18 protein-coding genes are annotated in these 25,454 nt (G+C 73.7%); 10 read left to right on the forward strand and 8 right to left on the reverse strand.

All coding sequences use genetic code 11. The annotated features are described in order from the left end of the window. Positions 1-42 precede the first annotated feature (42 nt). Complete coding sequence (locus ACFYNO_RS25265) at positions 43-4,209, reverse strand: beta-N-acetylglucosaminidase domain-containing protein (RefSeq protein ID WP_388016684.1); 4,167 nt, start codon at positions 4,207-4,209, stop codon at positions 43-45. A 285-nt stretch (positions 4,210-4,494) separates the two neighbouring features. On the opposite strand from ACFYNO_RS25265, the gene malQ reads away from it, so the two are divergent. The 3 genes from malQ to ACFYNO_RS25280 all read left to right on the forward strand — a co-directional run bounded on the left by malQ (position 4,495) and on the right by ACFYNO_RS25280 (position 7,547). Further along, positions 4,495-6,735 carry a 4-alpha-glucanotransferase gene (malQ, locus tag ACFYNO_RS25270; RefSeq protein ID WP_388016687.1) on the forward strand — a complete coding sequence of 747 codons (2,241 nt, stop codon included), beginning with the start codon at positions 4,495-4,497 and terminating at the stop codon, positions 6,733-6,735. A gap of 12 nt (positions 6,736-6,747) precedes the next feature. Continuing rightward, positions 6,748-6,996 carry a hypothetical protein gene (locus ACFYNO_RS25275; RefSeq protein WP_388016690.1) on the forward strand — a complete coding sequence of 83 codons (249 nt, stop codon included), beginning with the start codon at positions 6,748-6,750 and terminating at the stop codon, positions 6,994-6,996. A gap of 71 nt (positions 6,997-7,067) precedes the next feature. Further along, entirely contained in the window at positions 7,068-7,547 is a 480-nt protein-coding gene (locus tag ACFYNO_RS25280) for a GNAT family N-acetyltransferase (RefSeq protein WP_388016693.1), read from the forward strand. Here the strand turns inward: ACFYNO_RS25280 and ACFYNO_RS25285 are convergent. From ACFYNO_RS25285 to ACFYNO_RS25300, 4 genes are all read right to left on the reverse strand, one after another. Beyond that, positions 7,504-8,238 carry a VIT family protein gene (locus ACFYNO_RS25285; protein WP_388016696.1) on the reverse strand — a complete coding sequence of 245 codons (735 nt, stop codon included), beginning with the start codon at positions 8,236-8,238 and terminating at the stop codon, positions 7,504-7,506. The genes ACFYNO_RS25280 and ACFYNO_RS25285 overlap by 44 nt on opposite strands. 134 nt (positions 8,239-8,372) lie before the next feature. After that, positions 8,373-9,113, reverse strand: a complete 741-nt coding sequence (locus tag ACFYNO_RS25290) for an FAD:protein FMN transferase (RefSeq protein WP_388016699.1) — start codon at positions 9,111-9,113, stop codon at positions 8,373-8,375. Further along, a complete protein-coding gene (locus ACFYNO_RS25295; RefSeq protein ID WP_388016702.1) occupies positions 9,113-9,595 on the reverse strand; it encodes an FMN-binding protein in 483 nt (160 codons plus the stop codon). The genes ACFYNO_RS25290 and ACFYNO_RS25295 overlap by 1 nt, the downstream gene beginning before the upstream one ends. A 33-nt stretch (positions 9,596-9,628) precedes the next feature. After that, a complete protein-coding gene (locus tag ACFYNO_RS25300; protein WP_388016705.1) occupies positions 9,629-11,014 on the reverse strand; it encodes a ferric reductase-like transmembrane domain-containing protein in 1,386 nt (461 codons plus the stop codon). Between the two features lie 158 nt (positions 11,015-11,172). Here ACFYNO_RS25300 and ACFYNO_RS25305 point away from each other — a divergent pair, with 158 nt between their 5' ends. Next, positions 11,173-11,859, forward strand: a complete 687-nt coding sequence (locus ACFYNO_RS25305) for a response regulator transcription factor (RefSeq protein WP_388016708.1) — start codon at positions 11,173-11,175, stop codon at positions 11,857-11,859. Next, a complete protein-coding gene (locus ACFYNO_RS25310; protein ID WP_388016711.1) occupies positions 11,856-13,325 on the forward strand; it encodes a sensor histidine kinase in 1,470 nt (489 codons plus the stop codon). The genes ACFYNO_RS25305 and ACFYNO_RS25310 overlap by 4 nt, the downstream gene beginning before the upstream one ends. Before the next feature lie 52 nt (positions 13,326-13,377). Here ACFYNO_RS25310 and pepN read toward each other — a convergent pair whose 3' ends face one another. Then, positions 13,378-15,957: an aminopeptidase N gene (gene pepN / locus ACFYNO_RS25315; RefSeq protein ID WP_388016714.1), complete on the reverse strand. Its 2,580-nt coding sequence runs from the start codon at positions 15,955-15,957 to the stop codon at positions 13,378-13,380. A gap of 119 nt (positions 15,958-16,076) precedes the next feature. Further along, positions 16,077-17,783, reverse strand: coding sequence for a PQQ-binding-like beta-propeller repeat protein (locus ACFYNO_RS25320; protein WP_388016717.1), 1,707 nt, complete (start codon positions 17,781-17,783; stop codon positions 16,077-16,079). A 310-nt stretch (positions 17,784-18,093) separates the two neighbouring features. Here ACFYNO_RS25320 and ACFYNO_RS25325 point away from each other — a divergent pair, with 310 nt between their 5' ends. The 5 genes from ACFYNO_RS25325 (at position 18,094) to dxs (ending at position 24,895) form a co-directional block, all read left to right on the forward strand. Beyond that, a complete protein-coding gene (locus tag ACFYNO_RS25325; protein ID WP_388016837.1) occupies positions 18,094-19,290 on the forward strand; it encodes an ROK family protein in 1,197 nt (398 codons plus the stop codon). Positions 19,291-19,490: 200 nt separating this feature from the next. Beyond that, a complete protein-coding gene (locus ACFYNO_RS25330; RefSeq protein ID WP_388016720.1) occupies positions 19,491-20,582 on the forward strand; it encodes a sugar ABC transporter substrate-binding protein in 1,092 nt (363 codons plus the stop codon). Between the two features lie 131 nt (positions 20,583-20,713). Further along, positions 20,714-21,523 carry an ATP-binding cassette domain-containing protein gene (locus ACFYNO_RS25335; protein ID WP_388016723.1) on the forward strand — a complete coding sequence of 270 codons (810 nt, stop codon included), beginning with the start codon at positions 20,714-20,716 and terminating at the stop codon, positions 21,521-21,523. A gap of 41 nt (positions 21,524-21,564) precedes the next feature. Continuing rightward, on the forward strand, positions 21,565-22,806 hold the full coding sequence (locus tag ACFYNO_RS25340) for a sugar ABC transporter permease (protein ID WP_388016840.1): 1,242 nt from the start codon (positions 21,565-21,567) through the stop codon (positions 22,804-22,806). A gap of 172 nt (positions 22,807-22,978) precedes the next feature. After that, the gene (gene dxs, locus ACFYNO_RS25345; RefSeq protein WP_388016726.1) at positions 22,979-24,895 is read left to right on the forward strand and encodes a 1-deoxy-D-xylulose-5-phosphate synthase; all 1,917 of its coding nucleotides are present in this window, start codon (positions 22,979-22,981) and stop codon (positions 24,893-24,895) included. 54 nt (positions 24,896-24,949) lie between these two features. Here dxs and ACFYNO_RS25350 read toward each other — a convergent pair whose 3' ends face one another. Then, a complete protein-coding gene (locus ACFYNO_RS25350) occupies positions 24,950-25,402 on the reverse strand; it encodes an SPW repeat protein (RefSeq protein ID WP_388016729.1) in 453 nt (150 codons plus the stop codon). Between the last annotated feature and the right edge of the window lie 52 nt (positions 25,403-25,454).

Consider the following 25,454-nt stretch of genomic DNA (forward strand, 5'->3'; position numbering starts at 1 on the left):
GGCGCACCCTCCGCGAGGGCGCGCCGCCGGCCCACCGGCGTTCTACTGCCCCGCGGTGGGCGTCGCCGTGCCGGTGCGGCCGGGCGAGGGCGCGGCGGACGGCGAGGGCGGGCCCGCGGTCGGGCTCGGGGCCGGCGCGGTCGGGCTCGGCGACGGGATCGGGCCGCCGGCCGGCGTCGGCGCGGAGGTCGCGGACGGGCTGGGCAGCGGCGTCGGCACCCCGCCCGGCGTCGGGGTGGGCACCGGCACTCCGACCGGCGGCACGGCCGGCGGGGCCGGCACCGGCGGGGTCGGGTCGGCGACCGCGTACAGCTCGATGCCGTACAGCGAGTAGCCGTACTTGGTGGCCCGGCTGACGCCCTGCATCCGCAGGTAGAGCGCGCCCGGCGCGTCGAAGCGCACCGTCTCGGTGCCGCCGTGGCCGTTGCCGACGGTGGCCACCGTGGTCCAGTTCACCCCGTCGGCCGAGGTCTGCAGCTGGTAGGAGGCGGCGTAGGCCTCCTGCCAGTGCAGCACCGCCTGGCCCAGGTGGGCCGGCTGCGGCAGCTGCAGCTGCACCCAGGCGTTGTCGGCGGCGGGGGAGGACCAGCGGGTGGCCGGGTCGCCGTCGTTCACCGCCGAGGCCGGGAACTTCGCGGTCTCGTTGCCGGAGGAGGAGGCGGTGGCGGTGGGCGCCAGGTCGGGGCCGCCGGTCGGCGGCACCACGTGCACCTTCAGCACCTGGTGCAGCGTCACCTGGCCGGAGACGAAGTCCACCGGCACCTCGTACGTGCCCGAGGGGGTGCCGGCCGCCGCGGTCACCTGCACCGCCGTGCCGGCCCGGCCGCCGCGCGGCACGCTGACCGGCGCACCCGGCTGGCCCTGGGCGGGCGCGGGCGAGACGGTGATGCCGGCCACCCCGGCGGGGGCGGCGGCCCGGACCTCGCCGGTCGCGCCGTCCGGGCGGACCGCGTCCACCACGGCCTGGGTGGCCGCGGGCGAGGCGGCGCCCGCCACCACGTCCAGCTGCTGGTCGGAGAGCGAGAACCGGGCCACCGGGGTGTCGGCGTACCAGGGCACGATCTGGTTGACCACCGGGGCGTCGCCGCCCGGCTGCCAGGCCAGCCGGATCGCGCCGGTCGGCTGGCCGCCGGCCGGCAGCTCGTTGTAGCCCGGGTTGACGGTGCCGATCGGCACCCAGCCGCCGTCCGCGTGCTGGACCGAGACGGTGGCGGTGGCGTGCACGGTCGGGTCGGTCAGCACGGTCAGCCGGTCCAGCGGCCGGACCGAGCTCAGCTGCACGGTCAGCGGGGCGTCCTCGGCGGCCGGCGCGGCGGCGGCCCGGAAGGCGGTGTCCGGGTCGCCGTCCAGCACCGAGGCGGCCGAGGAGCCGGGCGCGGCGGCCGGGCCGCCGGTCACCTGCGGCTTGCCGGCGTCCGGCGCGCCGACCGCGAAGTCGCGCACCGCCACCGCGGTCTGCTGGGTCCTGGTGGCGCGCAGCCGGACGGCCCGGACCACGGCGCCGGGCGGCAGCTGGGCGGTGACCGTCTTCTGGTCGTGCAGCACCGCGAGCTGGTGCCAGCTGCCGTCGCCGGTGGAGTACTCCAGCACCCCGTCGTGCAGGTAGTCGTCGGCGGCCGCGGCCTCGTCGCTGCCCGGCACCACGGTCCGGTCCGCGCCGTCCGAGCCGCCCATCAGGACCGTCACCGTGCCGACCGGGCGCCCGTCGCCCAGGTCCACCCCGAAGGAGTCGCCCGGCTGCGGCGGGGCCGAGCTCCAGTAGAAGGTGTCCGGCGCAGCGTCGGTCATCAGCGACGGGCCGTGCCCGTTGGCGCTGCCCATGCTGCTGGTCGGGTTGAGCGCGCCGGCACTGACCCCGGACCAGCTGTCCGCGGCCTGCAGCGCCTTGTCCAGGAACGGGCCGAGCACCCCGGCGCCGACCGTCACCGGCCCGGCGGCGGCCAGCTGGTCGCGCAGCCGGCGCAGCGTCACCCGGGCCTGCCAGGCGCCCGCGCCGTCGCCCTTGTGCTGGGCCAGCAGCATGTCCAGCGCGGCCTCGCCGGCCCGGCCGTAGGTGCTCAGCCGGTTCAGCCAGGGCCCGGTCTCGGCCAGCAGGGTGGAGCCGCCGATCCCGGCGCCGGCCCCGGTGTCGTTGCCGCGCAGCGCGTCCGGCGCGCCCGCCATGGTGGCGAAGGCGGCCCGCAGCGGGTCGGCGGCCTGCTGCAGCCGGGCCAGGTCGGCGCTGCCGCCGGTGGGCTGCAGGGCGGCCCAGAATGCGGCGATCAGCGGGGTCAGGTAGCCGGACTCGGCGCTGGACAGCGGCGAGGAGGTGCTGTTCCCGGCCAGCGCGGTCAGCGCCGCCAGCGCCGGGCCGGCGTCGGTGCTGCGGGCCGGCGCGGCCTCGGCCGCCAGCTCGCGCAGCGCGTGCTGCCAGGAGGCGTCGGACTGGTAGTCGGTCGGGTTCCAGGCGTAGTCGGCGGCGGTGGCCAGCGGGAGCTGGGAGGCGGCCGCCTGGCGCATCCCGGCGGTCAGCAGCACCGCCGAGCGGGTGGCCACCTCCGGGTCGCGGCCGGCGTAGGGGCCCAGGTAGAGCCGGTCGGGGGTGGAGTCGTTGACCGGGTAGTTGTCCATGGTGACCAGCGGGTGCCCGAAGAGCGCGCCGGTCCGGGTGGTCTGCTGGGCCGTGATGCTGCCCGGGATCACCCCGATCCCGCTCCAGGCCACCTGCACCGCCTTGGGCAGCGCGGCGGCCAGCGCGGTGCGGTAGGGCGTGGCGCCCTGCTGGTGGAACTCGGTGGGCACCACGGAGAGCGCGGCCAGCTCCGGGTGCGCGGCGATCAGCCGGCTCTGCACGGCGGCGGCCAGCTGGGCGTGGGCCCTGGCGGCGGCGGCCGGGCCGGTGCCGAAGTCGCGGCGGTCCGCGCTGCAGTGCCACTCGTCGTAGCTGACGTTGTCGAACTGCAGCTGGAAGGCGCCGAAGCCGATCTCGCGCAGCCCCTCCAGCTTGGCGATCAGCGCGTCGGTGTCCGCGGCCGAGCTGAAGCAGAAGTTCTGGCTGGGCGCCACCGCATAGCCCAGGGTCACGTGGTTGGCGGCGGCCCGGTCGGCCAGCGAGCGCAGGTCGGCCAGTTGGTCGGCCGGGTAGGCGGCGCGCCACTGGTCCTGGCGGTACGGGTCGTCACCGGGCGCGTAGAGGAAGAAGTTCTGCTTGGTCCGGCCGAGGAAGTCGAGCATCGCCAGCCGCTGCTCGCTGCTCCACGGCGTGCCGTAGAAGGACTCGGCGGTGCCGCGCACCAGCGCCCCGCTCGGCCAGTCGCGCACCGTCAGACCGGGGAAGCCGTAGCCGCCGCTGCCCTGGGCCGCCGTGCCCGCGGGCACCGGGGCGAGCAGCTGGCGCAGGCTCTGCGCGGCGTAGAAGGAGCCGGTCGCGTCCACCCCGGAGAGCACCACCGCGCCGTAGCTGCCGCCGGCCACCGGCAGCTGGCCGACCGCCAGGGTGTAGCCGCCGTCCGGCAGTCCGGCCGGGGAGTCGGCGCCCAGGTCGTGCAGCGCCCGGGCGACGGCCGGGTCGGAGGAGTCGCCCGGGCCCGGGGAGTCCACGTAGACCAGCAGCGCGCCGGGCGCGGGGGCGGGCGACTCGGGGGTGAGGATGGAGACCGCGCCGGCGTCCAGCAGCACCTTGCGGACCACCGAGAGGGTGGCCGGGTCCGGGGTGCCGCCGATCACCAGGGTGACGTCGGCGGGCACCGCGACGGGCTTGCCGGCGGCGCGCAGCTGCTGCGGCTTCGGGTAGACCTGGGGGTCCGTCAGCGAGCCCAGCGGGGTGCGCGACCCGGCCGGCAGCTGCACGGCGCTGGCGGCGGCCGCGGGGGCGGCGAGCGCGGCGGCGGGCACGGAGGCCAGCAGCCCGCCGATCACGGCGGCGACGGAGAGCGTGGCGGCCACCCGCAGGCCGGCCCGGCGCGCCGTCAGCGCCTCGGCGGTGCCGGTGCCGCTGACGGTGGGTCCGGCGGGCCGCTCGGCGCGGACCTCGGCGAGCAGCGGTTCGGTGCCCTTGAGGTCGGCGATCAGCCGGTCCGCGGTGCGCGGCGCGACCAGCCGGGCGGTGCGGGCGGTGGCCCGGCGGGTGGCCTCGACGGCGGGATGGTGCAGGACCTCGCGCAGCGCGGGACTGGCTTCGAGCTGCTGCCGCAACCGCCGTCCGGCGGCTGCAGACACACTGGTCTGCACGGGGGCCTCCAAGGGCCGGGGACAGTCGGCCGGATCGAGGGTGGCTCAAGGGGGCTTGCGAGTCCGCCCCCGACCCCCCGCAGAGCAGGTGGGACTCGCGCCCAAAGCCCACCAGTTGGACGCGTCACTGTCAATGTGACCTGCTGTGATGACCGTTTGATCCGACTTTGTCCGACGAGTCGTCAGGGCGCGTTGCGGCGGGTGCGGGGGCGGTGGGCCGGGTAGGTGTAGGAGCCACCGAACGCCCGCCCAGTCCATCGCCCCGAGCACCGGTAGGAGACCGCGTTGGCCGCATACCTCGACCGCTCCGACGAGCACCATGACGACGCCTCAGGTGCCACCGGCGCCGAGCCCGAACCGGCCGTCGAACCCGAACCGGCCCCCGAACCGGCCCCCGAACCGGCCGCCGAACCGGCGCCCGACGGCGACGCCCCCGGCCCCCGGCTGGCCGCCCTCGCGCACGCCCACGGCGTGGACACCGCCTACGATCCGGGCGACGGCGCACCGGTCCCGGTCCGGGCCGCCACCCTGGTCGCCGTACTCGCCGCACTCGGCGTGGACGCCGCCACCCCCGAGGCCGTGGAGCGCTCGCTGGCCGGGCACCGGGCCGCCCAGGCCGCCCGGCTGCTGCCGCCCTGCCTGGTGGTCCGGGCCGGCCGGCGCACCGCGGTCGACGTCCCCGCCACCGCCCGGCTCACCGTGGAGCTGGAGACCGGCGGCGAGTGGCAGCTGACGCCGGGCCGCTCGCACTGGCTGCCCGCCGACCTGCCGCTCGGCCGGCACCGGCTGCGCCTGGCGCTCGGCGACCGGACCGAGAGCGCCGTGCTGCTGGTCGCGCCGGACCGCCTGGCCCCGCTGCCCGGGCGCGGCTGGGGCTTCCTGGCCCAGCTCTACTCGGTGCTCTCCGAGCGCTCCTGGGGGATGGGCGACCTCGGCGACCTGACCGAGCTGGTCCAGTGGTCCGGGGCGGGCCTGGGCGCCGACTTCGTGCAGCTCAACCCGCTGCACGCGGCCCGGCCCGCGCCGCCCGGCGTGCCCTCCGACCCGTCGCCGTACCGCCCCTCCACCCGGCGGTTCGCCGACCCGGTGCACCTGCGGATCGAGGCCGTCCCCGAGTACGCCCACTGCACCGACCGGGCCGCGCTGGAGGACCTCGCCCGGCGGGCCGCCCGGCTGCGCGCCGAGGTGCTGGAGCACGACGGGCTGATCGACCGGGACGCCGTCTGGACCGTCAAGCGCGAGGCGCTGGAGCTGCTGCACACCGTCCCGCGCGGCCCCGGCCGGGAGGCCGCCTACCGGGCCTTCGTCCGGCGCGAGGGCGAGTGGCTGGAGCAGTACGCGACCTGGTGCGCGCTGGCCGAGCAGCACGGCCCCGACTGGCCGCACTGGCCCAAGGGCCTGCGCCGGCCCGACAGCCCGCAGGTCGCCGCCGCCCGCACCGAGCTCGCCGGCCGGGTGGAGTTCCACCGCTGGCTGGCCTGGCAGCTCGACGAGCAGCTGGGCCGCGCCCAGCAGGCGGCCCTGGACGCCGGCATGGCGATCGGCCTGGTGCAGGACCTGGCGGTCGGCGTGCACCCCGGCGGCGCCGACGCCTGGGTGCTGCAGGACCACCTGGCGGCCGGCATCTCGGTCGGCGCCCCGCCGGACGCCTTCAACGCGCACGGCCAGGACTGGGGCCTGCCGCCCTGGCGCCCGGACGCGCTGGCCGCCGCCGGCTACGCCCCGCTCGCCGAACTGCTGCGCTCCGCCGCCCGGCACGCCGGGGCGCTGCGGATCGACCACGTGATGGGCCTGTTCCGGCTCTGGTGGATCCCGCAGGGCCGGCCCGCCACCGAGGGCACCTACGTGCGCTACGACGCCGAGGCGATGCTCGGCGTGCTCGCCCTGGAGGCGCACCGGGCCGGCACCGCCGTGATCGGCGAGGACCTGGGCACCGTCGAACCCGGCGTCCGCGAGGAGCTCACGGCGCGCGGGGTGCTCGGCACCTCGGTGCTCTGGTTCGAACGGGACTGGACCGGCAGCGAGGGCGCCAAGGGCGCGCCGCTGGCCGCCAAGCGCTGGCGCACCGGCTGCCTGGCCACCCTGACCACCCATGACCTGCCCAGCACCGCCGCCCGGCTGAACGGCGAGCAGGTGATGCTGCGCCACCAGCTCGGGCTGCTGGCCCGCCCGCTGGTCGAGGAGCAGGAGGCGGCCGCCGCCGAGCTGGCCGACTGGCGGGCCGAACTGCTCCGGCTCGGCATGCTGGCGCCGGGGGAGGAGCTGGACCAGCGGGCGCTCTACCGGTTCCTGCTCGCCACGCCCGCCCAGCTGCTCGGCATCTGGCTGCCGGACACCGTCGGCGACCCGCGCCCGCAGAACCTGCCCGGCACCTGGGACCAGTACCCGAACTGGCGCCTCCCGGTCGCCGACGCGGGCGGGCGGCCGGTCACCCTGGAGCAGCTGGCGGCCGCCCCGGGGCCGCGCGCGGTGGCCGAGCAGCTGGCCCGCCCCGGAAGGACGACCCCGCCGCGCGACCCCTGGTAAGAGGCCGGTACCTTGGAAAACGTGGACAAGAGGAACGCTATGCGCGCCGGTGCGGTCTCCGCAGCGGCCACGCTGATGATGCTGATGTCGTCGCCCGCCTTCGCCCTGACCAGGGACGACGGCGACGACCCGGGCCCGGGCCTGTCCGTCGCGCAGACCCTCGGGCTCTACGTCGCGCTGCCGCTGCTGGCCTTCGCGGTGATCGCCGGCCTGGTGGTGCTCGGCACCAAGAACAGCCACAAGGGCAAGCCGAACAGCTGATCTTCCGACGCCCCCGCCTCCGGTTGGAAAACCGGAGGCGGGGGCGTCGTCCGTTGTGCGACGGTGGACGGATGGACACCATCCGCGCTGCGCACCTTGCTGAGGCCGCCGAGCTGACCGAGCTGGTGATGCGCTCCAAGGCGCACTGGGGGTACGACCAGGCGTTCCTGGACTCGGTGCGGGCGGAGCTGACGGTGCGGCCGGAGTGGCTGACCGCCGGGCAGGCGCTGGTCGCGGAGCGCGACGGGGCGCCGGTGGGGTTCGGGCTGCTGGAGGGCGAGGAGCTGTCCATGCTCTTCGTCGACCCGTCCGCGATCGGTACGGGGGTAGGCGGCGCGCTCTACCGCGCGCTGCTGGAACTGGCCCGATCTCAGGGCCTGCCGCGGCTCACCGTGGACGCCGATCCCTACGCCGCCGACTTCTACGCGGCGATGGGCGCCCGCCGGGAGGGCGAATCGCCGTCGGGTTCGATCCCGGGACGGATGCTCCCGCGCTTCGTCATCGACCTCACACCCCGGCAGCGCCCAGCAGAGTGCCCGCCAGGTACGTGACCGCCATCGCCAGTCCACCCCCGACGACATTCCGCAGCACCGACCGCCCCACGGGCGAGCCACCGAGCCGTGCGCCCACCCACCCGGTGATGACGAGCGCGCAGAGCACCGCCACGACGGTGACGGGAACGCGGAGCGAGACCGGCGGCAGCACGATCGCCAGCAGCGGCAGCAGCGCGCCGACGGTGAACGAGATGCAGCTCGCCCAGGCGGCGTGCCACGGATTGACGATCTCCTCGGGATTGATCCCCAACTCCACCTGGGCGTGCGCACTGAGCGCATCGCGCTCGGTGAGCTGCTCCGCCACCTCCCGGGCCAGCTCGCGGGAGATGCCGCGGTCCACCAGCAGCCCGGTCAGCTCGTCGAGTTCGTAGTCCGGCTGCTCCGCCAACTCCCGCCGCTCCGTGGCGAGGGCGGCCTGCTCCGAGTCGCGCTGGGTACTCACGGACACGTACTCGCCGGACGCCATCGACAGGGACCCCGCCAGCAGCCCGGCCAGTCCGGAGGCGAGGAGAGCCGTGTGCGAGTCGGTGGCCCCGGCCACGCCGACCACCAGCCCGGCGGTGGAGACGATCCCGTCGTTCGCCCCGAGCACCCCGGCGCGCAGCCAGTTGAGCCGGGTGCTGAGCCCGCCGCCCTCAGCACCGGCGTGCGGCGGGTGCCCCTGATCGCTCGTTACCGTGTCGTCCACTCTCCAGTCTTCGCACACCCGAACGGGCCGGGGCCAGCTGACGCTCCGGTGGCAGCGTCACTCGTTCGAGTGGTGCTCGCCACTGTTCAGCGCCAGAGCCGAGGGCTGGCTTGATCTCGGCCCGGTCCGGCAGCTCAGCCCAGGTAGCGCGTGATCCCCGGGGTGCCCACCCGCTGACCGTCCGGCAGCACCGCCAGTGCCTCGTGCTCGGGCAGCGCCGTCAGCCACGGCAGGGCGCGCGTCGGTCCCATGGCGAACGCCGCCGTGGCGTATGCGTCCGTGCGCGCGAGTTCGGGGCCGACCACCGTCACGGAGAGGAACCCCGCAGCCGGGCGCCCGGTGTGCGGGTCGTGGATGTGGGCGCCGCGTTCGGCGGTTCCCGAGGTGGCGACGGCGAAGTCGTGGGTGGCGGTCAGCACGGCGACCAGGTGGTCGGGCTGCTGCGGATCGGCCACGCCGATCCGCCAAGGGCGCTGCCCGTCCACCGAGCGGGTGCGGACGTCGCCGCCGCCGGAGATGGTGTGGTTCGGGAGAGCAGGGGCCAGCAGGGCGGAGGCGCGCTCGACCGCCCAGCCCTTCACCCAGCCCGAGGGGTCGAGCGACCCGTCCACCGCCAACTCGCTGAAGTAGCCGTCCGATTCGGCCGCGACGGCGGCGCACTGCGCCAGCACCTCGCGCACCAGCGGGTCGCACTGGTCGATCGTCAGCTCACCGCGCGACAGCCGGCTGATCTCGCTCCCCGCCCGATACGTCGAGAACATCGCGTCCAGCCGGTGCAGTTCGGCGATCGCCTCCGCCAGCACCGCGGCCGAGGAGGCTCCGGGAACCGCGAACGACACCACCGTCCCCATCACCTCCTCCGCATGACGCAGCATCAGTGCACCCCGGCCTGGTCCAGGGCGCTCTGCAGCGACCGGGTGTAGCCGGCGGAGGTGTACGTGGCGCCCGAGACGCTGTCGATGGTGGCGTTGCCCGCCTGGATCGCCTCCTGGTTGAGCTGCGGGATCGCGTAGGCGTTGATCTCCTGGTCGCGCCCGCTCTCCACCGGGTACTGCAGCACGTCGACCTTGGTGAGCTTGCCGCCCGTCAGGGTGATCCGCACCTGCACCGGCCCGTAGCGGGTGTCGACCGCGCTGCCGGTGATGGTGCGGGTGCCGGGAGCCGCAGCGGAGGCAGAAGCGGAAGCGCTCGGCGAGGCACCAGAGGACGGCGACGACGGTGCCGCGCTCGAAGTCGCCCCCGTGTCCGAGGAGATCACCGGTATGCCCTGCGCCGACGCACTGCCGTGCGGCTTCAGCGAGAGCAGCAGGATGATCCCGGCCGAGGTGGCCGCGCTGGTGATGACGAATCGGCGCATCGGCTGATGCTCCTTTCAAAAGACCGGAAGACGTCAGAAGACGAAGGACTCGTGGTGGATCCGGTGCCGCGCGACCCCGGCGGCGCGCAGCTCGCGCACCAGCGACTCGGTCAGCTCGCTCGGCCCGCACAGGAACACCTCGTGCCCCCGCAACCCCGGAACCAACCGGTTCAACCCCGCCGCCGTGAACGGATCGCCCGCCTCCCGCCGCGAGCCGAGCAGCAGGTGCAGCTTGGCCCGGCGGCGGGCGGCCACCCGCTCCAGCTCGTCCCGGAAGAGTACGTCCTCAGCCCGCCGCGCCCGGTAGAGCAGGGTGAGTTCGCCGGGACCGGCCGGCATGGTCTCGAAGAGCGGCCGGATCGGGGTGATCCCGACCCCCGCCGCGATCAGCAGCACCCGGCGGCCCCTGGCCACCCGGCGGCGGGCGGTGAAGGCGCCGTACGGGCCCTCGGCCCGCACCTTCACGCCCGGCTGCAGCGCGGCCACCGCGGCGCTGTGCGCGCCCAGGTCCTTGACGGTGAACCGGAGGAACCGGGGGTGCGGCGGCGCGGAGAGCGAGTACGGGTTGGCCGACCAGCGCAGCCCGGGGGCCAGGAACTGCAGCCGGAAGAACTGCCCCGGCTCGCAGCGCAGCTCCTCCAGCCGCCGCCCGCTGAGGAAGACCGAGACCACCCCGTGCGCCTCCGGCCGCACCTCGGCGACCCGCAGCCGGTGCCGCCGGTCGCGCAGGAACGGCAGGGCCAGCCGGAACCAGCCCAGCACCGCGAACGAGCCCAGGTAGAGCACCCACCAGCCGAGCAGTCCGGGGCCCTCGACCAGGTCGGCGCCGTTGGCCAGCTGGTGCGCGAAGACCAGCGCGATCGACAGGTAGGTGGCCAGGTGCAGGTAGTACCAGGCCTCGTAGCTGAGCCTGCGCCGCGCTGCCCGGGCCGAGACCGCGCCGGTGCCCAGCATCAGCAGGGTGCCGATGGTCGCCTTGATCATGTCGGGGTAGTGGAAGACCAGCTCGTCGGTCTCCGACACCACGTTCTGGTGCGCGGTCAGCGCGTAGCCCCAGATCACCGTCACCAGGTGCACGGTGACCAGGCCCACCACGTACCGCCCGCCGACGGCGTGCCAGCGGGCCAGCCGGTCCGCGCCGACCTCCCGCTCCAGCACCGGTATCCGGGCCATCAGCAGGAGCAGCACCGGCGCGCCGTACCCGGCGAGCAGCCCGGCGATCCGGGAGGCGCCGGTGAGCCAGCCGTCGGCGCCCCGCACCGCCGAGGTGTCCCGCCACCAGATCGCCAGCACCGCGAGCGCCCCGCAGGCGATCAGCGCCGGGACCAGGGCGGGCAGCGCGGCGGCGGCCAGTTCGCGCAACGGCGTCTTGGCGGGCGCCGCCCGCCGGCCGCGCTGCGGGGTCGCTGTCGTCACCATGGGTACCTCCTTGCCGTCCTGGTCCGCCACGCTGTCAGCCGGAACTCTCAGTTCGCTCTGAATCCACCCGGTCGATTGTGCGTTTCCGCAGGTAGGAAGGGGTAGCGCTGCGCAGGGATCTCAGCGCTTTCTCATTCCGACCCGGCAGAATGAGCGACATGACCCGCCGCATCCTCGTCGTGGACGACGAGCCCGATCTGGTCGAAGTGCTCTGCGGGGCCCTGCGCTACGAGGGCTGGCAGGCGCTCGGCGCCGCCACCGGAGCCGAGGCCGTGGCGGCCGCGCGCAGCTGGGGCCCGGACGCCGTGGTGCTCGACATGATGCTGCCCGACCTGGACGGCCTGGCCGTGCTGGAGCGGATCCACGCCGAGCGGCCCGAGGTGCGGGTGCTCTTCCTGACCGCCAAGGACGCGGTGGAGGACCGGATCGCCGGCATCGCGGCCGGCGGGGACGACTACGTGACGAAGCCGTTCAGCCTGGCCGAGGTGGTGGTCCGGCTGCGCGGACTGCTGCGCCGGGTGGAGCCGGCCGGCGCCCCGCCGCCCGACGCGCTGGTGCTCGGCGACCTGGTGCTGGTGGAGTCGGCCCGCGAGGTGACCCGGGCCGGGCAGCCGATCGAGCTGAGCCCGACCGAGTTCGCCCTGCTGCACTACCTGATGCGCCACCCGCGCCAGGTGCTCAGCAAGCCGCAGATCCTGGACGCCGTCTGGTCCTACGACTTCGGCGGCCAGGCACACGTGGTCGAGCTCTACATCAGCTACCTGCGCAAGAAGATCGACGCCGGCCGCACGCCGATGATCCACACCGTGCGGGGCGCCGGCTACCTGCTGAAGGCCGCTGCGTGACCCGGCTCCGGTGGCTGCGCCACTGGCCCCCGCGGCGGCGCTCGCTGCGGGTGCGGCTGGTGGCCGGCCTGCTGGCGCTGCTGCTGATGATCTTCGCGGCGGTCGGGGTCTTCGTCACGGCCGCGATGCGCACCTTCCTGCTGGACCGGCTGGACCAGCAGCTCTCCGACACCGGCGGCCGCTACGCCGCCAGCCTGGAGCACGGCACGGGCGTCACCGACACCCGGGCACAGGCCCCCGGCACCTTCGGCGCCCGGCTGCTGCACGGCCTGGTGACGGATGCCGGGGTGGTGGACGGCGACGCCGACGACGCGGCGGTGGCGGCCGGCACCCAGCCCGCCGACACCGACGACCGGGTCACCCTGACCACCGCCGACCAGCGCGAGCTGCTGGCGCTGCCGGTCGGCGGCCCGGCCCGCACGGTGCGGATGACCGGGCTCGGCGAGTACCGGGTCCGCGCGGTGCCGGGGCAGGACGGCGACGTACTGGTGACCGGGCTGCCGATGGCCCAGGCCGAGGCCACCGTGCACCAGGTGATCCTGCTCGAGCTGACCGTCTTCGCGGGCGCCGTGGCGGTGGCCGGGGCGGCCGGCTGGCTCTGGCTGCGGCTGGCGCTGCGCCCGCTGGACCGGATCGCCGACACCGCCACCCGGGTCAGCGCGCTGCCGCTGGCCCGCGGCGAGGTGGTGCTGACCGAGCGGGTGCCGGCCGACGACGCCGACCCGGACACCGAGACCGGCCGGGTCGGGCTGGCGCTCAACCGGATGCTCGGCCACGTCGAGGACGCGCTGGCCCAGCGGCACGCGGTGGAGGACCGGCTGCGCTCCTTCGCCGCCGACGCCGGCCACGAGCTGCGTACCCCGGTGGCCACCGTGCGCGGCTACGCCGAGCTGGCGCTGCGCCACCCGGAGCCGGTCGCCGAGCCGGTCCGGCGGGCGCTGGAGCGGATCGAGGCGGAGTCCCGCCGGATGGGCACCATCGTCGACGACCTGCTGCTGCTCGCCCGGCTGGACGCCGGCCGCCCGCTGGCCCGCGAGGAGGTCGACCTGACCCGGCTGGTGCTGGACGGCACCGCCGACGCCCGGGCGGCCGCCCCGGACCACCACTGGCGGCTGGAACTGCCCGCCGAACCGGTGCTGATCACGGGCGACCGCGACCGCCTCTCCCAGGTGCTCGCCAACCTGCTGGGCAACGCCCACCGCCACACCCCGCCGGGCACCACCGTCACCGTCCGGTTGGCCGGCGGCCTGCTCACCGTCGCCGACGACGGCCCGGGCATCCCCCCGGAGCTGCGCCCGCACCTCTTCGAGCGCTTCGCCCGCGGCGACCACTCCCGGGCCCGCTCCACCGGCGGCACCGGCCTCGGCCTGGCCATCGCCCGGGCCATCGCCACCGCCCACGGCGGCACTCTGACGCTGCGTCAGGATGACGGCCCGGGAACGGTGTTCGAGCTGCGCCTGCCGTGACGAGGGCCCCGGGCGCGGTGCGCGCCCGGGGCCCCGAGGGGTCGAGCTGCCGTCAGCGGCCGCCCGCCGCCGCGTCCGCGGCCTGGGCGCGCAGGGCGCGCTCGATGCCGGCGCGGGACTCGACGACCAGGCGGGCCAGGGCCGGGGCCGGGTCGGCGGTGGCGAGCCAGGCGTCGGTGGCGTCCAGGGTGGCCTGGCTGACCTGGTAGCTCGGGTAGAGGCCGACGATGATCTGCTGGGCGATCTCGTGGCTGCGGGTGTCCCAGACCGACTTCAGCGAGTCGAAGTACCTGGCCGTGAACGGGACCAGCAGCTCGCGCTGGTCGGCCACCATGAAGCCGCCGATCACCGCGTCCTGCACGTAGTTGGTGAGGGCGTCGGAGTCGACCACGCTGGCCCAGGCCTCGGCCTTGGCCTCGGCGGTCGGGCGGGCGGCCCGGCAGGTGGCGGCGCGCTCCTGGCCGGTGGCGGTGTGGTCGCGGGCCAGTTCGGCGTCGATCGCGGCGTCGGTGGCCTTGCCGGTGATGACCAGCCGGGTCAGCAGGTCCCAGCGCAGGTCGGTGTCGACGGCCAGGCCGTCCAGCTGGGCGGTGCCCTGCAGCAGGTCGTCCAGCAGCGCCAGCTGCTGCGGCGAACGGGCCACCGAGGCCAGCGCCTTGGCCCAGGCGAGCTGGTGGTCGCTGCCCGGGGCGGCGGAGCGCAGCCGCTCCTCGGCGACGGCGGCCCAGCGGACCAGGCCCTGCTCGCGCCAGGCCGGGTCGGCGTACAGGTCCAGGGCGAGCTTGACCTGGCGGTGCACCGACTGCACCACGCCGATGTCGGACTCCTTGGGGAGGCCGGCCACGGCCAGCTCCAGGTAGTCGCGGGTGGCGAGTTCGCCGTCCCGGGTCATGTCCCAGGCGGCGGACCAGACCAGCGCCCGGGGCAGCGGCTCGGCGAAGTCGCCCAGGTGCGCGGTGACGGCGGTCAGCGACTCCTGGTCCAGCCGGAGCTTGGCGTAGGAGAGGTCGTCGTCGTTGAGCAGCACCACGGTCGGGCGCGGACGGCCGGCCAGCTCGGGCACCTCGGTGCGCTCGCCGTCCACGTCCAGCTCCACCCGGTGGGTGCGGACCAGCTTGCCGTCCACCAGGTCGTAGCAGCCGATGGCGATCCGGTGCGGGCGCAGCGCGGCGGAGCCCTTGGCGCCGGCCGGCAGCTCGGGGGCCTCCTGGCGGACCGCGAAGCTGGTGATCAGGCCCTCGGCGTCGGTGGTCAGTTCGGGCCGGAGCACGTTGATGCCGGCGGTCTCCAGCCAGGCGGTGGACCAGGCCTTGAGGTCGCGGCCGCTGGTCTCCTCCAGCGCGCTGAGCAGGTCGGCCAGCGTGGTGTTGCCCCAGGCGTGCCGCTTGAAGTAGGCCTGCACGCCCTGGAAGAAGGCGTCCTGGCCGACGTAGGCGACCAGCTGCTTGAGCACCGAGGCGCCCTTGGCGTAGGTGATGCCGTCGAAGTTGACCATGACGTCTTCGAGGTCGTTGATCTCGGCCATGATCGGGTGGGTGGACGGCAGCTGGTCCTGCCGGTACGCCCAGGTCTTCATCTGGTTGGCGAAGGTGGTCCAGCCGTTCGGCCACTGGGTGCCCGAGGGCTCGACCAGCGCGACCATCTCGGCGTAGGTGGCGAACGACTCGTTGAGCCAGAGGTCGTTCCACCACTCCATGGTGACCAGGTTGCCGAACCACATGTGGGCCAGCTCGTGCAGGATGGTGGTGGCCCGGGCCTCGTAGGAGGCGTCGGTCACCTTGGAGCGGAAGACGTACTGGTCGCGGAAGGTGACGGCGCCCGCGTTCTCCATCGCGCCGGCGTTGAACTCCGGCACGAAGAGCTGGTCGTACTTCTCGAACGGGTACGGCGTGTCGAACTTCTCCTGGAAGTAGGCGAAGCCCTGCCGGGTCACGTCGAAGATCGCCTCGGCGTCCAGGAACTCCTTGAGCGAGGGGCGGCAGTAGATGCCCAGCGGCACCACCTGGTCCCCGTCGGTGTAGGAGTCGAAGACGCCGGTGTACGGGCCCGCGATGACCGCGGTGATGTAGCTGGAGATCCGCCCGGTCGGGGCGAAGCTCCAGGTCTGCACCTCGCCCTCGCCGGCCGGCTCCGGGGTGGGCGAGTTGGAGACCACCACCCAGCCGCGCGGGGCGTGCACGGTGAAGGCGAAGCTCGCCTTCAGGTCGGGCTGCTCGAAGTTGGCGAACACCCGCCGGGCGTCCGGCACCTCGAACTGGCTGTACAGGTAGGTCTCGCCGTCCACCGGGTCGGTGAACCGGTGCAGGCCCTCACCGGTGTTGGTGTAGGCGCAGTCGGCGACCACCCGCAGCTCGTTCTCGGCGGCCAGGCCGGTGAGTTCGATCCGGCTGTCGGCGAAGGCCGAGGTGTCGATCGGACGGCCGTTCAGCACGATCTCGTGCACGGCCGGGGCGACCAGGTCGATGAAGCTGGCGGCACCGGGTTCGGTGGCGGTGAAGCGGACCACGGTGGTGGACCGGAAGGTCGCGCTGTCGCGGGCCGAGCCCAGGTCGAGCTCGATGTCGTACGCGTCCACGTGGAGGAGCGCGGCCCGGGTACGGGCCTCCTCACGGGTCAAGTTGGTGCCAGGCACTCGCAGGACTCCTTCGTCAGGCTTCTTGGCCGAATCCTCCCACGTCATGCCGGACGGGCCGGAGCGGAATTCCGCCCCGGCCCGACCGGTGGGTGCACGCAGGGCCCCGGCCCCGTCCGCTACTTCTTCTTGAAGAGCACCGCGGTGCTGTCGATCGGCAGGCCCTGGACGTCCAGCACCTGGCTGCCGTCGGTGGCCGCCAGCACCTCGGAGTCCTGGAAGGCCATGAAGCCCAGGTCCTTCTTGTTGAAGCTCGCGGTGGGGGTGAAGGAGCCGTCGCCGGCCGAGAGGGTGCCGAGCCGGGCGCCCTTGTCGTAGCCGTCGATGGCGATCACCGGCAGCGCGGTGGCGGAGGGCTTGTCGACCAGCCGCAGGCCCTGGGCGGCGCCGCCGTCCGAGGTCCACAGGGTCTTGCCGCTGCTCAGGTCGATCGCCTGGATCGCGGTCTTGCTGTTCTGGTCCACCTCGACGTAGAGGGTGTTGCCGATCACCAGGTTCTTGGCCTCGGCGGCCGAGGCGGCGGAGAGCCGCAGCTTGTCCTGGCCGGTGACCTTCAGCGGCACCTTGGCCATCGGGTTGCCGGAGCCGTCGATCTCCACCATGTAGTCGTTGTCGCCGTCCGAACTGACCTGCACCACCAGCGGCTTGACGGAGACGATCTGGGAGAGCCGGTCGTTCTCGGTGTTCAGCGTGATGGTGCTGTTGGCCTTGCCGGTGTTGGCGTCCAGCACCTGCATGACCTGCTTGGGCGAGCTGTCGGCGCAGTAGTCGCTGACCACCACCACGCCGCCGGACGCGTCGGCGTTCTCGTTGCAGTACTTGCCGCGGTCGGTGTACGACCAGGCCGACTTCTGGTCGGACAGGTTGTAGCCGGCCAGCAGCGCGCTGCTGGCGCCGACCAGGGTGGTGTCGGTGATGGTGACCTGGGTGTCGTAGCTCTTGTTGCTCAGCGGGCTGCCGAGCTTGAAGAGCAGCTTGCCGGTGGTGGCGTCCACGGCGCCGAGCGCGGCGCAGTCGTCGTCGCCCAGGTTGAAGCTGACGCCGCCGACGTTGTTCTTGTTGGTGTCCTTGGACATGCTGCAGAACGCCTTGGTGCCGCTGGGCGCGGGCAGCGTCCAGGCGACCTGGCCGTCACTCAGGTTGTAGGCGGTGAGCGCCTGGGCGTCGCCGCGGACCACGTACTTGTCGGTGGTCCAGACGCCGATCATGCGGTGGTCGCCGCTGCTGTCGGTCGGCTTGGGCGCGGTCCAGGCGGCGGCCAGGGTGCCGGAGCCGGCGCTGCCGCTCGGGCCGCTGGTCGGGCCGGGGCCGCCCGAGGTGCCGGCGCTGCTGGTCGGCTTGTGGTTCGGCTGGAACAGCACGACCAGGCCGATCACGATGGCGATCGCCAGCACGCTGCCGGCGATCGCGCCGAAGACCATCACGGGGTTGCGCTGCTTGCCCGGCGGGGTCTGGTTCGGCTGGTAGTAGCCCGGCTGCGGGGTGGGGTAGGCGCCCGGCTGCTGGTAGCCGGCCTGCGGCGGCACCGGCTGCTGGTAGCCCGGCTGCGGGGTGGGGTAGGGCTGGGCCGGACCCGGCTGGCCGGGGGCGGAGTAGCCGGACTGGGCCGGACCGGCCTGCGGGTAGCCGTAGCCGGCCGAGGCCTGCGGGTCGTACGGGCCCATCGGGGCGCCGCCGGGCGCGGCGGCCGGCTGCGCGGGCTGCGCGGGGAAGGCCGGCGCGGTCGGCTGGTAGCTGACGTCGGCCGCGCCCGCCGGCGGCTGTGCCGGCTGCGGGACCGAGGCCCCGTCGAGCTGGGTCTTCTGGTCCGGCTGATCCCCTGCCATGTGATTCCCCGTCATTGTGCGTGGAGTGCGCCCCCGGCAGCGGGCCGTGCGGCTCCGGTGGCGGTGGGGGCGGCTGAGAACAAAGGACATCGTAGAGGTGGACCGGAGCGGCGCTGCCGAAGGGTGCGGCGCAGCGCCCCGGGGGCCGTCGCGGGCGTCCTGCGCCGCTCCGGCGACACGTGGGGGGCGGATCAGCATAGAGTTCACAAGTTGAAGGTGAACTTCTGGTAGACGCGACTCCGCCGCAAGGGCGCGGCGCGGGGCGGGAGCTGGTCGGGTTCCCGTGCCCTGAGGAGGGTAATTCATGTCCATGGACACGCCGGGTTCGCAGTCCTCGCTGCACCGCGCCAACCTGGAGCGGGTGTTGAAAGCGGTCCGGATGGCCGGTTCGCTGACCCAGGCCGAGATCGCCCGCAGCACCGGGCTCTCCGCCGCCACGGTCTCCAACATCGTGCGCGAGCTGAAGGAGGGCGGCACCGTCGTGGTCGCCGACACCTCCTCGGGCGGCCGGCGGGCGCGCAGCGTCTCGCTCAGCGGGGACGCCGGGATCGTGGTCGGCGTCGACTTCGGCCACTCCCACCTGCGGGTCGCAGTGGGCAACCTGGCGCACCGGGTGCTCGCCGAGGAGAGCGAGCCGATGAACGTGGACGTCTCCGCCGAGCAGGGCTTCGCCCGGGCGGAGTCGCTGGTGGAGCGGCTGCTGGCGCAGGCCGGGTTCCGGGCGGACAAGGTGATCGGGGTGGGCCTGGGCGTGCCGGGCCCGATCGACGTGGAGACCGGGGCGCTCGGCTCCACCGCGATCCTGCCGGGCTGGACCGGGATCGCCCCCGGCCGGGAGCTGTCGGCCCGGCTGGGCATGCCGGTGCACGTCGACAACGACGCCAACCTGGGCGCGCTGGGCGAGCTGGTCTGGGGCGCCGGGCGCGGGCTGAGCGACCTGGCGTACATCAAGGTGGCCAGCGGCGTGGGCTCCGGGCTGGTCATCAACGGGCAGATCTACCGGGGCCCGGGCGGCACCGCGGGCGAGATCGGGCACATCACGCTGGACGAGGCCGGGCCGGTCTGCCGCTGCGGCAACCGGGGCTGCCTGGAGACCTTCGTCGGCTCCCGCTATCTGCTCAACCTCTTGAACGCGAGCCATCAGCAGGAGTTGACGCTCTCCGCGGTGGTCCAACTGGCCCAGCAGGGCGACCTGGGCTGCCGCCGGGTGCTGGCGGATGCCGGCCGGCAGATCGGGACCGGGGTGGCGACCCTGTGCAACCTGCTGAACCCCCGCCGGGTGATCCTCGGCGGGGACCTCGCCGACGCCGGTGAGCTGGTGCTTTCCCCGATCCGGGACTCGGTGGCGCGGTACGCGATCCCGTCGGCGGCGCGTCAGCTGTCGATCGTGCCGGGCACCCTGGGTGGCCGCGCCGAGGTGCTGGGAGCGCTGGCCCTGGTGATGAGCGAGATGGGCGAAACCGGCGCAATCGGGCACGGCGCCCCGGCCGCCGCCGCCCGCGCCTGACGCCCCGTCCGTCCCCCGCAAGGGGGACGAATCGGTACAGGTTCGGACAGCTTGGTCTCAGGTGAGCTTTCAGAAAGGTAACGAAAAGATCTGAATCCAGGGAGCGTTGACTTCACATGTTGACGACAAGGTGCGAAGAAAGGTTGACTCCTTCCACCTCGCCGCAACGCTGCGGCTCTTGTCAGGGAGGCACCCCCCACATGAACGCAATGATGCGTCGCGTCGTCATCGGCTCCGCCGCCGTCTCGATGGCCCTCTCCGTGGCCGCTTGCGGCAAGGCCGGCGGCAGCAGCTCGTCCTCCGCGAACTCCGGTGACAACAAGACCATCGGTCTGCTCCTCCCGGAGAACTCGTCGTCGGTGCGGTACGAGTCCTTCGACAAGCCGCTGATCGAGGCCAAGGTCAAGGCGCTCTGCTCCGACTGCACCGTCAAGTACAACAACGCCAACGGCGACGCGGCGACCCAGAAGCAGCAGTTCGACACCCTGGTCTCGCAGGGCGTCAAGGTGATCCTGCTGGACGCGGTCAACGCCAAGGGCACCGCGAGCTGGGTCACCGACGCCCAGAAGAAGGGCGTCAAGGTCATCGCCTACGACCGCCTCGCCGACGGTCCGGTCGCCGCCTACGTCTCCTTCGACAACGAGAAGGTCGGCGAGCTGCAGGGCCAGGCGCTGGTGGACGCGCTGGGCGCGAACGCCAAGTCCGCCAACGTGGTCATGATCAACGGCGACGACGCCGACCCGAACGCGGGCATGTTCAAGGCCGGCGCCCACAAGGTGCTGGACTCCGCCGTCGGCAAGGTCGTCTACGAGCAGTCCGGCGAGTGGAAGCCCACCGTGGCCAGCCAGAAGATCGGTGCCGCGATCACCGCCCTGGGCAAGAACGGCTTCCAGGCCGTCTACTCGGCCAACGACGGCATGGCCGCCGCCATCATCACCGCGCTCAAGGCGCAGGGCGTCAACGTCCCGGTCGGCGGCCAGGACGCCGCCTCCGACGCGGTGCAGCGGATCCTGACGGGCGACCAGTCCTACACGATCTACAAGGCCTACAAGCCCGAGGCCGAGGGCGCCGCCACCATCGCGGTCGACCTGCTGCACAACATGGACGTCACCAGCGTGGCCACCGCCTCCACCAGCAGCAACGGGGCCAACATCCCCTCGCTGCTGCTGACCCCGGTCGTCGTGACCAAGGCCAACGTCAAGGACACCGTGATCGCGGACGGCCTCTACAAGGCCGCGGACATCTGCACCGCGCAGTACGCCGACGCCTGCAAGGCCGCGGGCATCCAGTAGTCAGACGCCCCGTCACCCGCCGGAGCGCCGGCCGGACCCGAGCAGTGGTCCGGCCGGCGCCCGCGGGACCACCGGCGTACCGGCCGACTCGAGCCCCGTGCGCCCCTTTTGACGACCCCGAAGGAGCCCCGATGGTTCAGTCAGACATACCCGTGCTCGCGATGCGGGACATCTCCAAGCGGTTCGGCGCCGTGCAGGTGCTCACCGGCGTGGACCTGGACGTGCACGCCGGCGAGGTGGTGGCGCTGGTCGGCGACAACGGCGCCGGCAAGTCCACCCTGGTGAAGACCATCGCCGGGGTCTACACCATCGACGAGGGCACGATCGAGTGGGAGGGCCGGCGGGTCCAGCTGACCCGCCCGCAGGACGCCCAGGCGCTCGGCGTCGCCACCGTCTACCAGGACCTCGCGCTCTGCGACAACCTCGACGTGGTCGCCAACCTCTTCCTCGGCCGCGAGCTGGTCCGCGGCGGCCGCCTCGACGAGGTCGCCATGGAGAAGCGGGCCAAGGAGCTGCTGGACACGCTCTCCATCCGGATCCCCAGCGTGCGGATCCCGGTGGCGGCGCTCTCCGGCGGCCAGCGCCAGGTGGTCGCGATCGCCCGCGCGCTGATCGGCGACCCGAAGATCGTCATCCTCGACGAGCCCACCGCCGCGCTCGGCGTCGAGCAGACCGCCCAGGTGCTCGACCTGGTCGAGCGGCTGCGCGGCCGCGGCCTCGGGGTGATCCTGATCAGCCACAACATGGCCGACGTGCGCGCGGTCGCGGACCAGGTCGCGGTGCTGCGGCTGGGCCGCAACAACGGCGTCTTCCCGGTCGCCTCCGCCAGCCAGGAGACCATCATCTCGGCCATCACGGGCGCCACCGACAACGCGGTGACCCGCCGTCAGGCCCGCGTCGCGGATGCGACCATGCGGCACAGCGCGGGAGCGGGCCAGTGAGCAAGCACGCGACCAACGCCACCAACCAGAAGGCAGCGCAGATGTCCACGGAGACCACTCCTCCCCCCGCGATCGACCCGCGGCTGCTGGTCCGCGAACAGGGCCTGAGCGGCTACGTCACCGAGTTCCGGCGCAAGCTGCGCAGTGGCGACCTCGGCTCGGTCCCGGTGGTGCTCGGCCTGGTCCTGATCGCGATCATCTTCCAGGCGATCACCGGCAAGTTCCTCACCGCCGGCAACATCTCCAACATCACCCTCTACATCGCCGGCCCCGGCCTGATCTCGGTCGGCATCGTCTTCGTGCTGCTGCTCGGCGAGATCGACCTGTCGCTCGGCTCGGTGGCCGGCGTCTCGGCCGCGGTCTCCGCCGTGCTCTCGGTGCAGCACGGGATGAACGAGGTGCTGGCCGCGGTGATCGCGGTGCTGGCGGCGGTGGCCATCGGCGCGCTGCACGGCTTCTTCTTCGCCAAGATCGGCGTGCCCGCCTTCGTGGTGACGCTGGCCGGCCTGCTCGCCTGGAGCGGTCTGCAGGGCTGGGTGATGGGCAACACCGGCACCCTGAACAACATCCCGAACGGCTTCATCACCAAGCTGGACAACTACTTCTTCGCCGACGTCGCCGCCGCCTACGCGCTGGCCGTGATCGCGGTGGCCGGCTACCTGGCCGCCGCCGTCCTGGGCGCCCGCAGCCGCCGGGCGGCCGGCCTGCCGGCCAAGGCGAACAGCGAGATCCTGCTGCGCGCCGCGGTGCTCGCGGTGCTCGCCTTCGGCGGCGCCTACACCCTCAACCAGGACCGCGGCCTGCCGCTGGCGCTGGTGGTCTTCCTCGGTGTGGTGCTGGTCACCGACTTCGTGCTGCGCCGCACCACCTACGGCCGCCAGGTCTTCGCGGTCGGCGGCGGCGTCGAGGCGGCCCGCCGGGCCGGCATCAACGTGGCCTGGGTGCGGATCTCGGTCTTCATGATCTCGGCCGGCCTGGCCGCGGTCGGCGGCCTCTTCATCGCCTCCCAGTCCGGCTTCGCCGACAAGCAGCTGGGCAGCGGCAACGTGCTGATGAACTCCATCGCGGCGGCCGTCATCGGCGGCACCAGCCTGTTCGGCGGCCGCGGCAAGACCTGGTCGGCGCTGCTCGGCATGCTGGTCATCCAGTCCATCGTCACCGGCCTGGACCTGCAGGGCATCAGCCAGTCGATCCAGTACATGATCACCGGTGCGGTGCTGCTGGCCGCGGTGGTGCTGGACTCGGTCTCCCGCCGGACCCAGAAGTCCTCCGGCCGCGGCTGACCCCGTGCGCCCGCCCGGAACGCGCCCCGCGAACAGGGGGCGCGTTCCGGGCTTTTGCACGCCCCGAAGGTGTGCTCCCGGCGCGAAGCGTCCGTTCGGCGGACATTAGACTCGACCAGTCCGGCCGGGCCGACCGCCCGCCCGGCGACCGAAGACGACAGAGGAGGAACGGGTGTCCTTGCTGACCCGCATCAGGGGACCGCGCGATCTCGACCGGCTCACCCCGGGGCAGCTGGCGGCCCTCGCCGAGGAGATCCGGAGCTTCCTGATCGAGGAGGTCGCCAAGACCGGCGGCCACCTGGGTCCCAACCTGGGCGTGGTCGAGCTGACCATCGCGCTGCACCGGGTCTTCGACTCGCCCCGCGAGCGGATCCTCTTCGACACCGGCCACCAGTCCTACGTGCACAAGCTGCTGACCGGCCGCCAGGACTTCAGCCGGCTGAAGATGAAGGGCGGCCTCTCCGGCTACCCGTGCCGGACCGAGTCCGAGCACGACGTGATCGAGAACTCGCACGCCTCCACCGTGCTCGGCTACGCCGACGGCATCGCCAAGGCCAACCAGCTGCTCGGCCGCAAGGACTGCCCGGTGGTCGCGGTCACCGGCGACGGCGCGCTCACCGGCGGCATGGCCTGGGAGGCGCTGAACAACATCGCCGAGGGCGAGGACCGCCCGGTGGTGATCGTGGTCAACGACAACGAGCGCTCCTACTCGCCCACCATCGGCGGCCTGGCCAACCACCTCGCCACCCTGCGCACCACCCAGGGCTACGAGCGCTTCCTCACCTGGGGCAAGGACGCGCTGCAGCGCACCCCGGTGATCGGCGAGGGCCTGGCCGGCGCGCTGCACGGCGCCAAGAAGGGCCTCAAGGACTTCATCGCCCCGCAGGGCATGTTCGAGGACCTGGGCCTGAAGTACATCGGCCCGATCGACGGCCACGACATCGTCGCCGTGGAGTCCGCGCTGCGCAAGGCCCGCGGCTTCGGCGGCCCGGTGATCGTGCACTGCATCACCGAGAAGGGCCGCGGCTACCACGCGGCCGAGCAGAACGAGGAGGACCGCTTCCACGCGGTCGGCGTGATCCACCCCGACACCGGCCTGCCGGTGAAGACCTCGGGCAAGGACTGGACCTCGGTCTTCGGCGAGGAGATGGTCGAGCTCGGCAAGGAGCGCCAGGACATCGTGGCGATCACCGCCGCGATGCTGCACCCGGTCGGCCTGGCCCCGTTCGCCAAGGCCTTCCCGCAGCGCACCTTCGACGTGGGCATCGCCGAGCAGCACGCGGCCGTCTCGGCGGCCGGCCTCGCCACCGCCGGGATGCACCCGGTGGTCGCGGTCTACGCGACTTTCCTCAACCGCGCCTTCGACCAGGTGCTGATGGACGTGGCGCTGCACAAGCTCGGCGTCACCTTCGTGCTGGACCGGGCCGGGGTCACCGGCACCGACGGCGCCTCGCACAACGGCATGTGGGACATGTCGATCCTGCAGGTGGTGCCGGGCCTGCGCCTCGCCGCCCCGCGCGACGCCGACCAGCTCCGCGCCCAGCTGCGCGAGGCCGTGCAGGTCGAGGACGCGGCCACGGTGGTCCGCTACTCCAAGGGCACGGTCGGCCCGGCGGTGCCCTCGCTGGGCCGGATCGGCGGGATGGACGTGCTGCACGGCTCGGCGGAGCCGGTGGCCGAGGGGGAGCGCCGGGCCGATGTGCTGATCGTCTCGGTCGGCGCGCTGGCCCCGCTCTGCCTGGAGGCCGCCGCGCTGCTGGACGCCCAGGGCATCAGCGCCACCGTGGTGGACCCGCGCTGGGTCAAGCCGGTGGACGCCGCGCTGCCGGGCCTGGCGGCCGGGCACCGGGTGGTCGTCACGGTGGAGGACAACGGGCGGGCGGGCGGCGTCGGCTCGGCCGTGGCGCAGGCGCTGCGCGACGCCGAGGTGGACCTTCCGGTGCGCGACTTCGGCATCCCGCAGGAGTTCCTGGACCACGCCAAGCGCGAGGAGATCCTGGCCGAGATCGGCCTGACCGCGCCGGACGTCGCCCGCCAGGTCACCGCGCTGGTCTCCCGGCTGGACGCCGCGCAGCCGGTCGAGGCGTAGGGCGCGAGGAGGACCTGCCCGGTCCGCAGGGGCCGGGCAGGTCGGGGGAGAGGGTCAGATCCGGCGTCGGCGGTTGCCCACCACCATGCCGGCCCCGGCGGTCAGGGCCAGCGCCACGGTGACGCCGCCCACGATGACCTGGTTCCAGATCATGCCCCGGGTCGCGGTGTGCCCGACGGTCACCACCCAGGGGGAGATGATCAGGAAGACACCGGTGGCGGCCATCGCCCAGGTCAGGCCCATCATCCGGGCCGGAGCGAGGGTGAGGCAGAGCCCCAGTACGGCGATGCCGATGCCGAGGATCAGGTTGCAGACCACCAGCTCGTGGCTGGCGGCGCTGAAGTGCACCACGTAGGGCGAGATGGCGAGATAGAGGCCGGCCAGGACGACCAGGCCGTCCACCGCCACTCCCTGGGGTCCGTCCATCATGCGTGCGTACCGGGCGCGCATCTCGGCGATGTCCGGATGCGTGCGCAGATCACCGGCTCGATGTGAGACGTCGGCCATACGACTCGCCTCCTTCGTGCGTGTGCAAGTCTGAACCGCTTGGCCTATCGGT

The sequence above is a fragment of the Kitasatospora sp. NPDC006697 genome, from assembly GCF_042869935.1.
In the GTDB taxonomy this organism is placed as follows: domain Bacteria; phylum Actinomycetota; class Actinomycetes; order Streptomycetales; family Streptomycetaceae; genus Kitasatospora.

Coding starts and splice junctions, on each gene's coding strand:
- ACFYNO_RS25280 (WP_388016693.1), top strand. CDS start 7,068: ATGGACACCATCCGCGCTGCGCACCTTGCTGAGGCCGCCGAGCTGACC.
- ACFYNO_RS25290 (WP_388016699.1), bottom strand. CDS start 9,113: ATGCTGCGTCATGCGGAGGAGGTGATGGGGACGGTGGTGTCGTTCGCG.
- ACFYNO_RS25295 (WP_388016702.1), bottom strand. CDS start 9,595: ATGCGCCGATTCGTCATCACCAGCGCGGCCACCTCGGCCGGGATCATC.
- ACFYNO_RS25300 (WP_388016705.1), bottom strand. CDS start 11,014: ATGGTGACGACAGCGACCCCGCAGCGCGGCCGGCGGGCGGCGCCCGCC.
- ACFYNO_RS25305 (WP_388016708.1), top strand. CDS start 11,173: ATGACCCGCCGCATCCTCGTCGTGGACGACGAGCCCGATCTGGTCGAA.
- ACFYNO_RS25320 (WP_388016717.1), bottom strand. CDS start 17,783: ATGGCAGGGGATCAGCCGGACCAGAAGACCCAGCTCGACGGGGCCTCG.
- ACFYNO_RS25325 (WP_388016837.1), top strand. CDS start 18,094: ATGGACACGCCGGGTTCGCAGTCCTCGCTGCACCGCGCCAACCTGGAG.
- ACFYNO_RS25330 (WP_388016720.1), top strand. CDS start 19,491: ATGAACGCAATGATGCGTCGCGTCGTCATCGGCTCCGCCGCCGTCTCG.
- ACFYNO_RS25335 (WP_388016723.1), top strand. CDS start 20,714: ATGGTTCAGTCAGACATACCCGTGCTCGCGATGCGGGACATCTCCAAG.
- ACFYNO_RS25340 (WP_388016840.1), top strand. CDS start 21,565: ATGTCCACGGAGACCACTCCTCCCCCCGCGATCGACCCGCGGCTGCTG.
- ACFYNO_RS25350 (WP_388016729.1), bottom strand. CDS start 25,402: ATGGCCGACGTCTCACATCGAGCCGGTGATCTGCGCACGCATCCGGAC.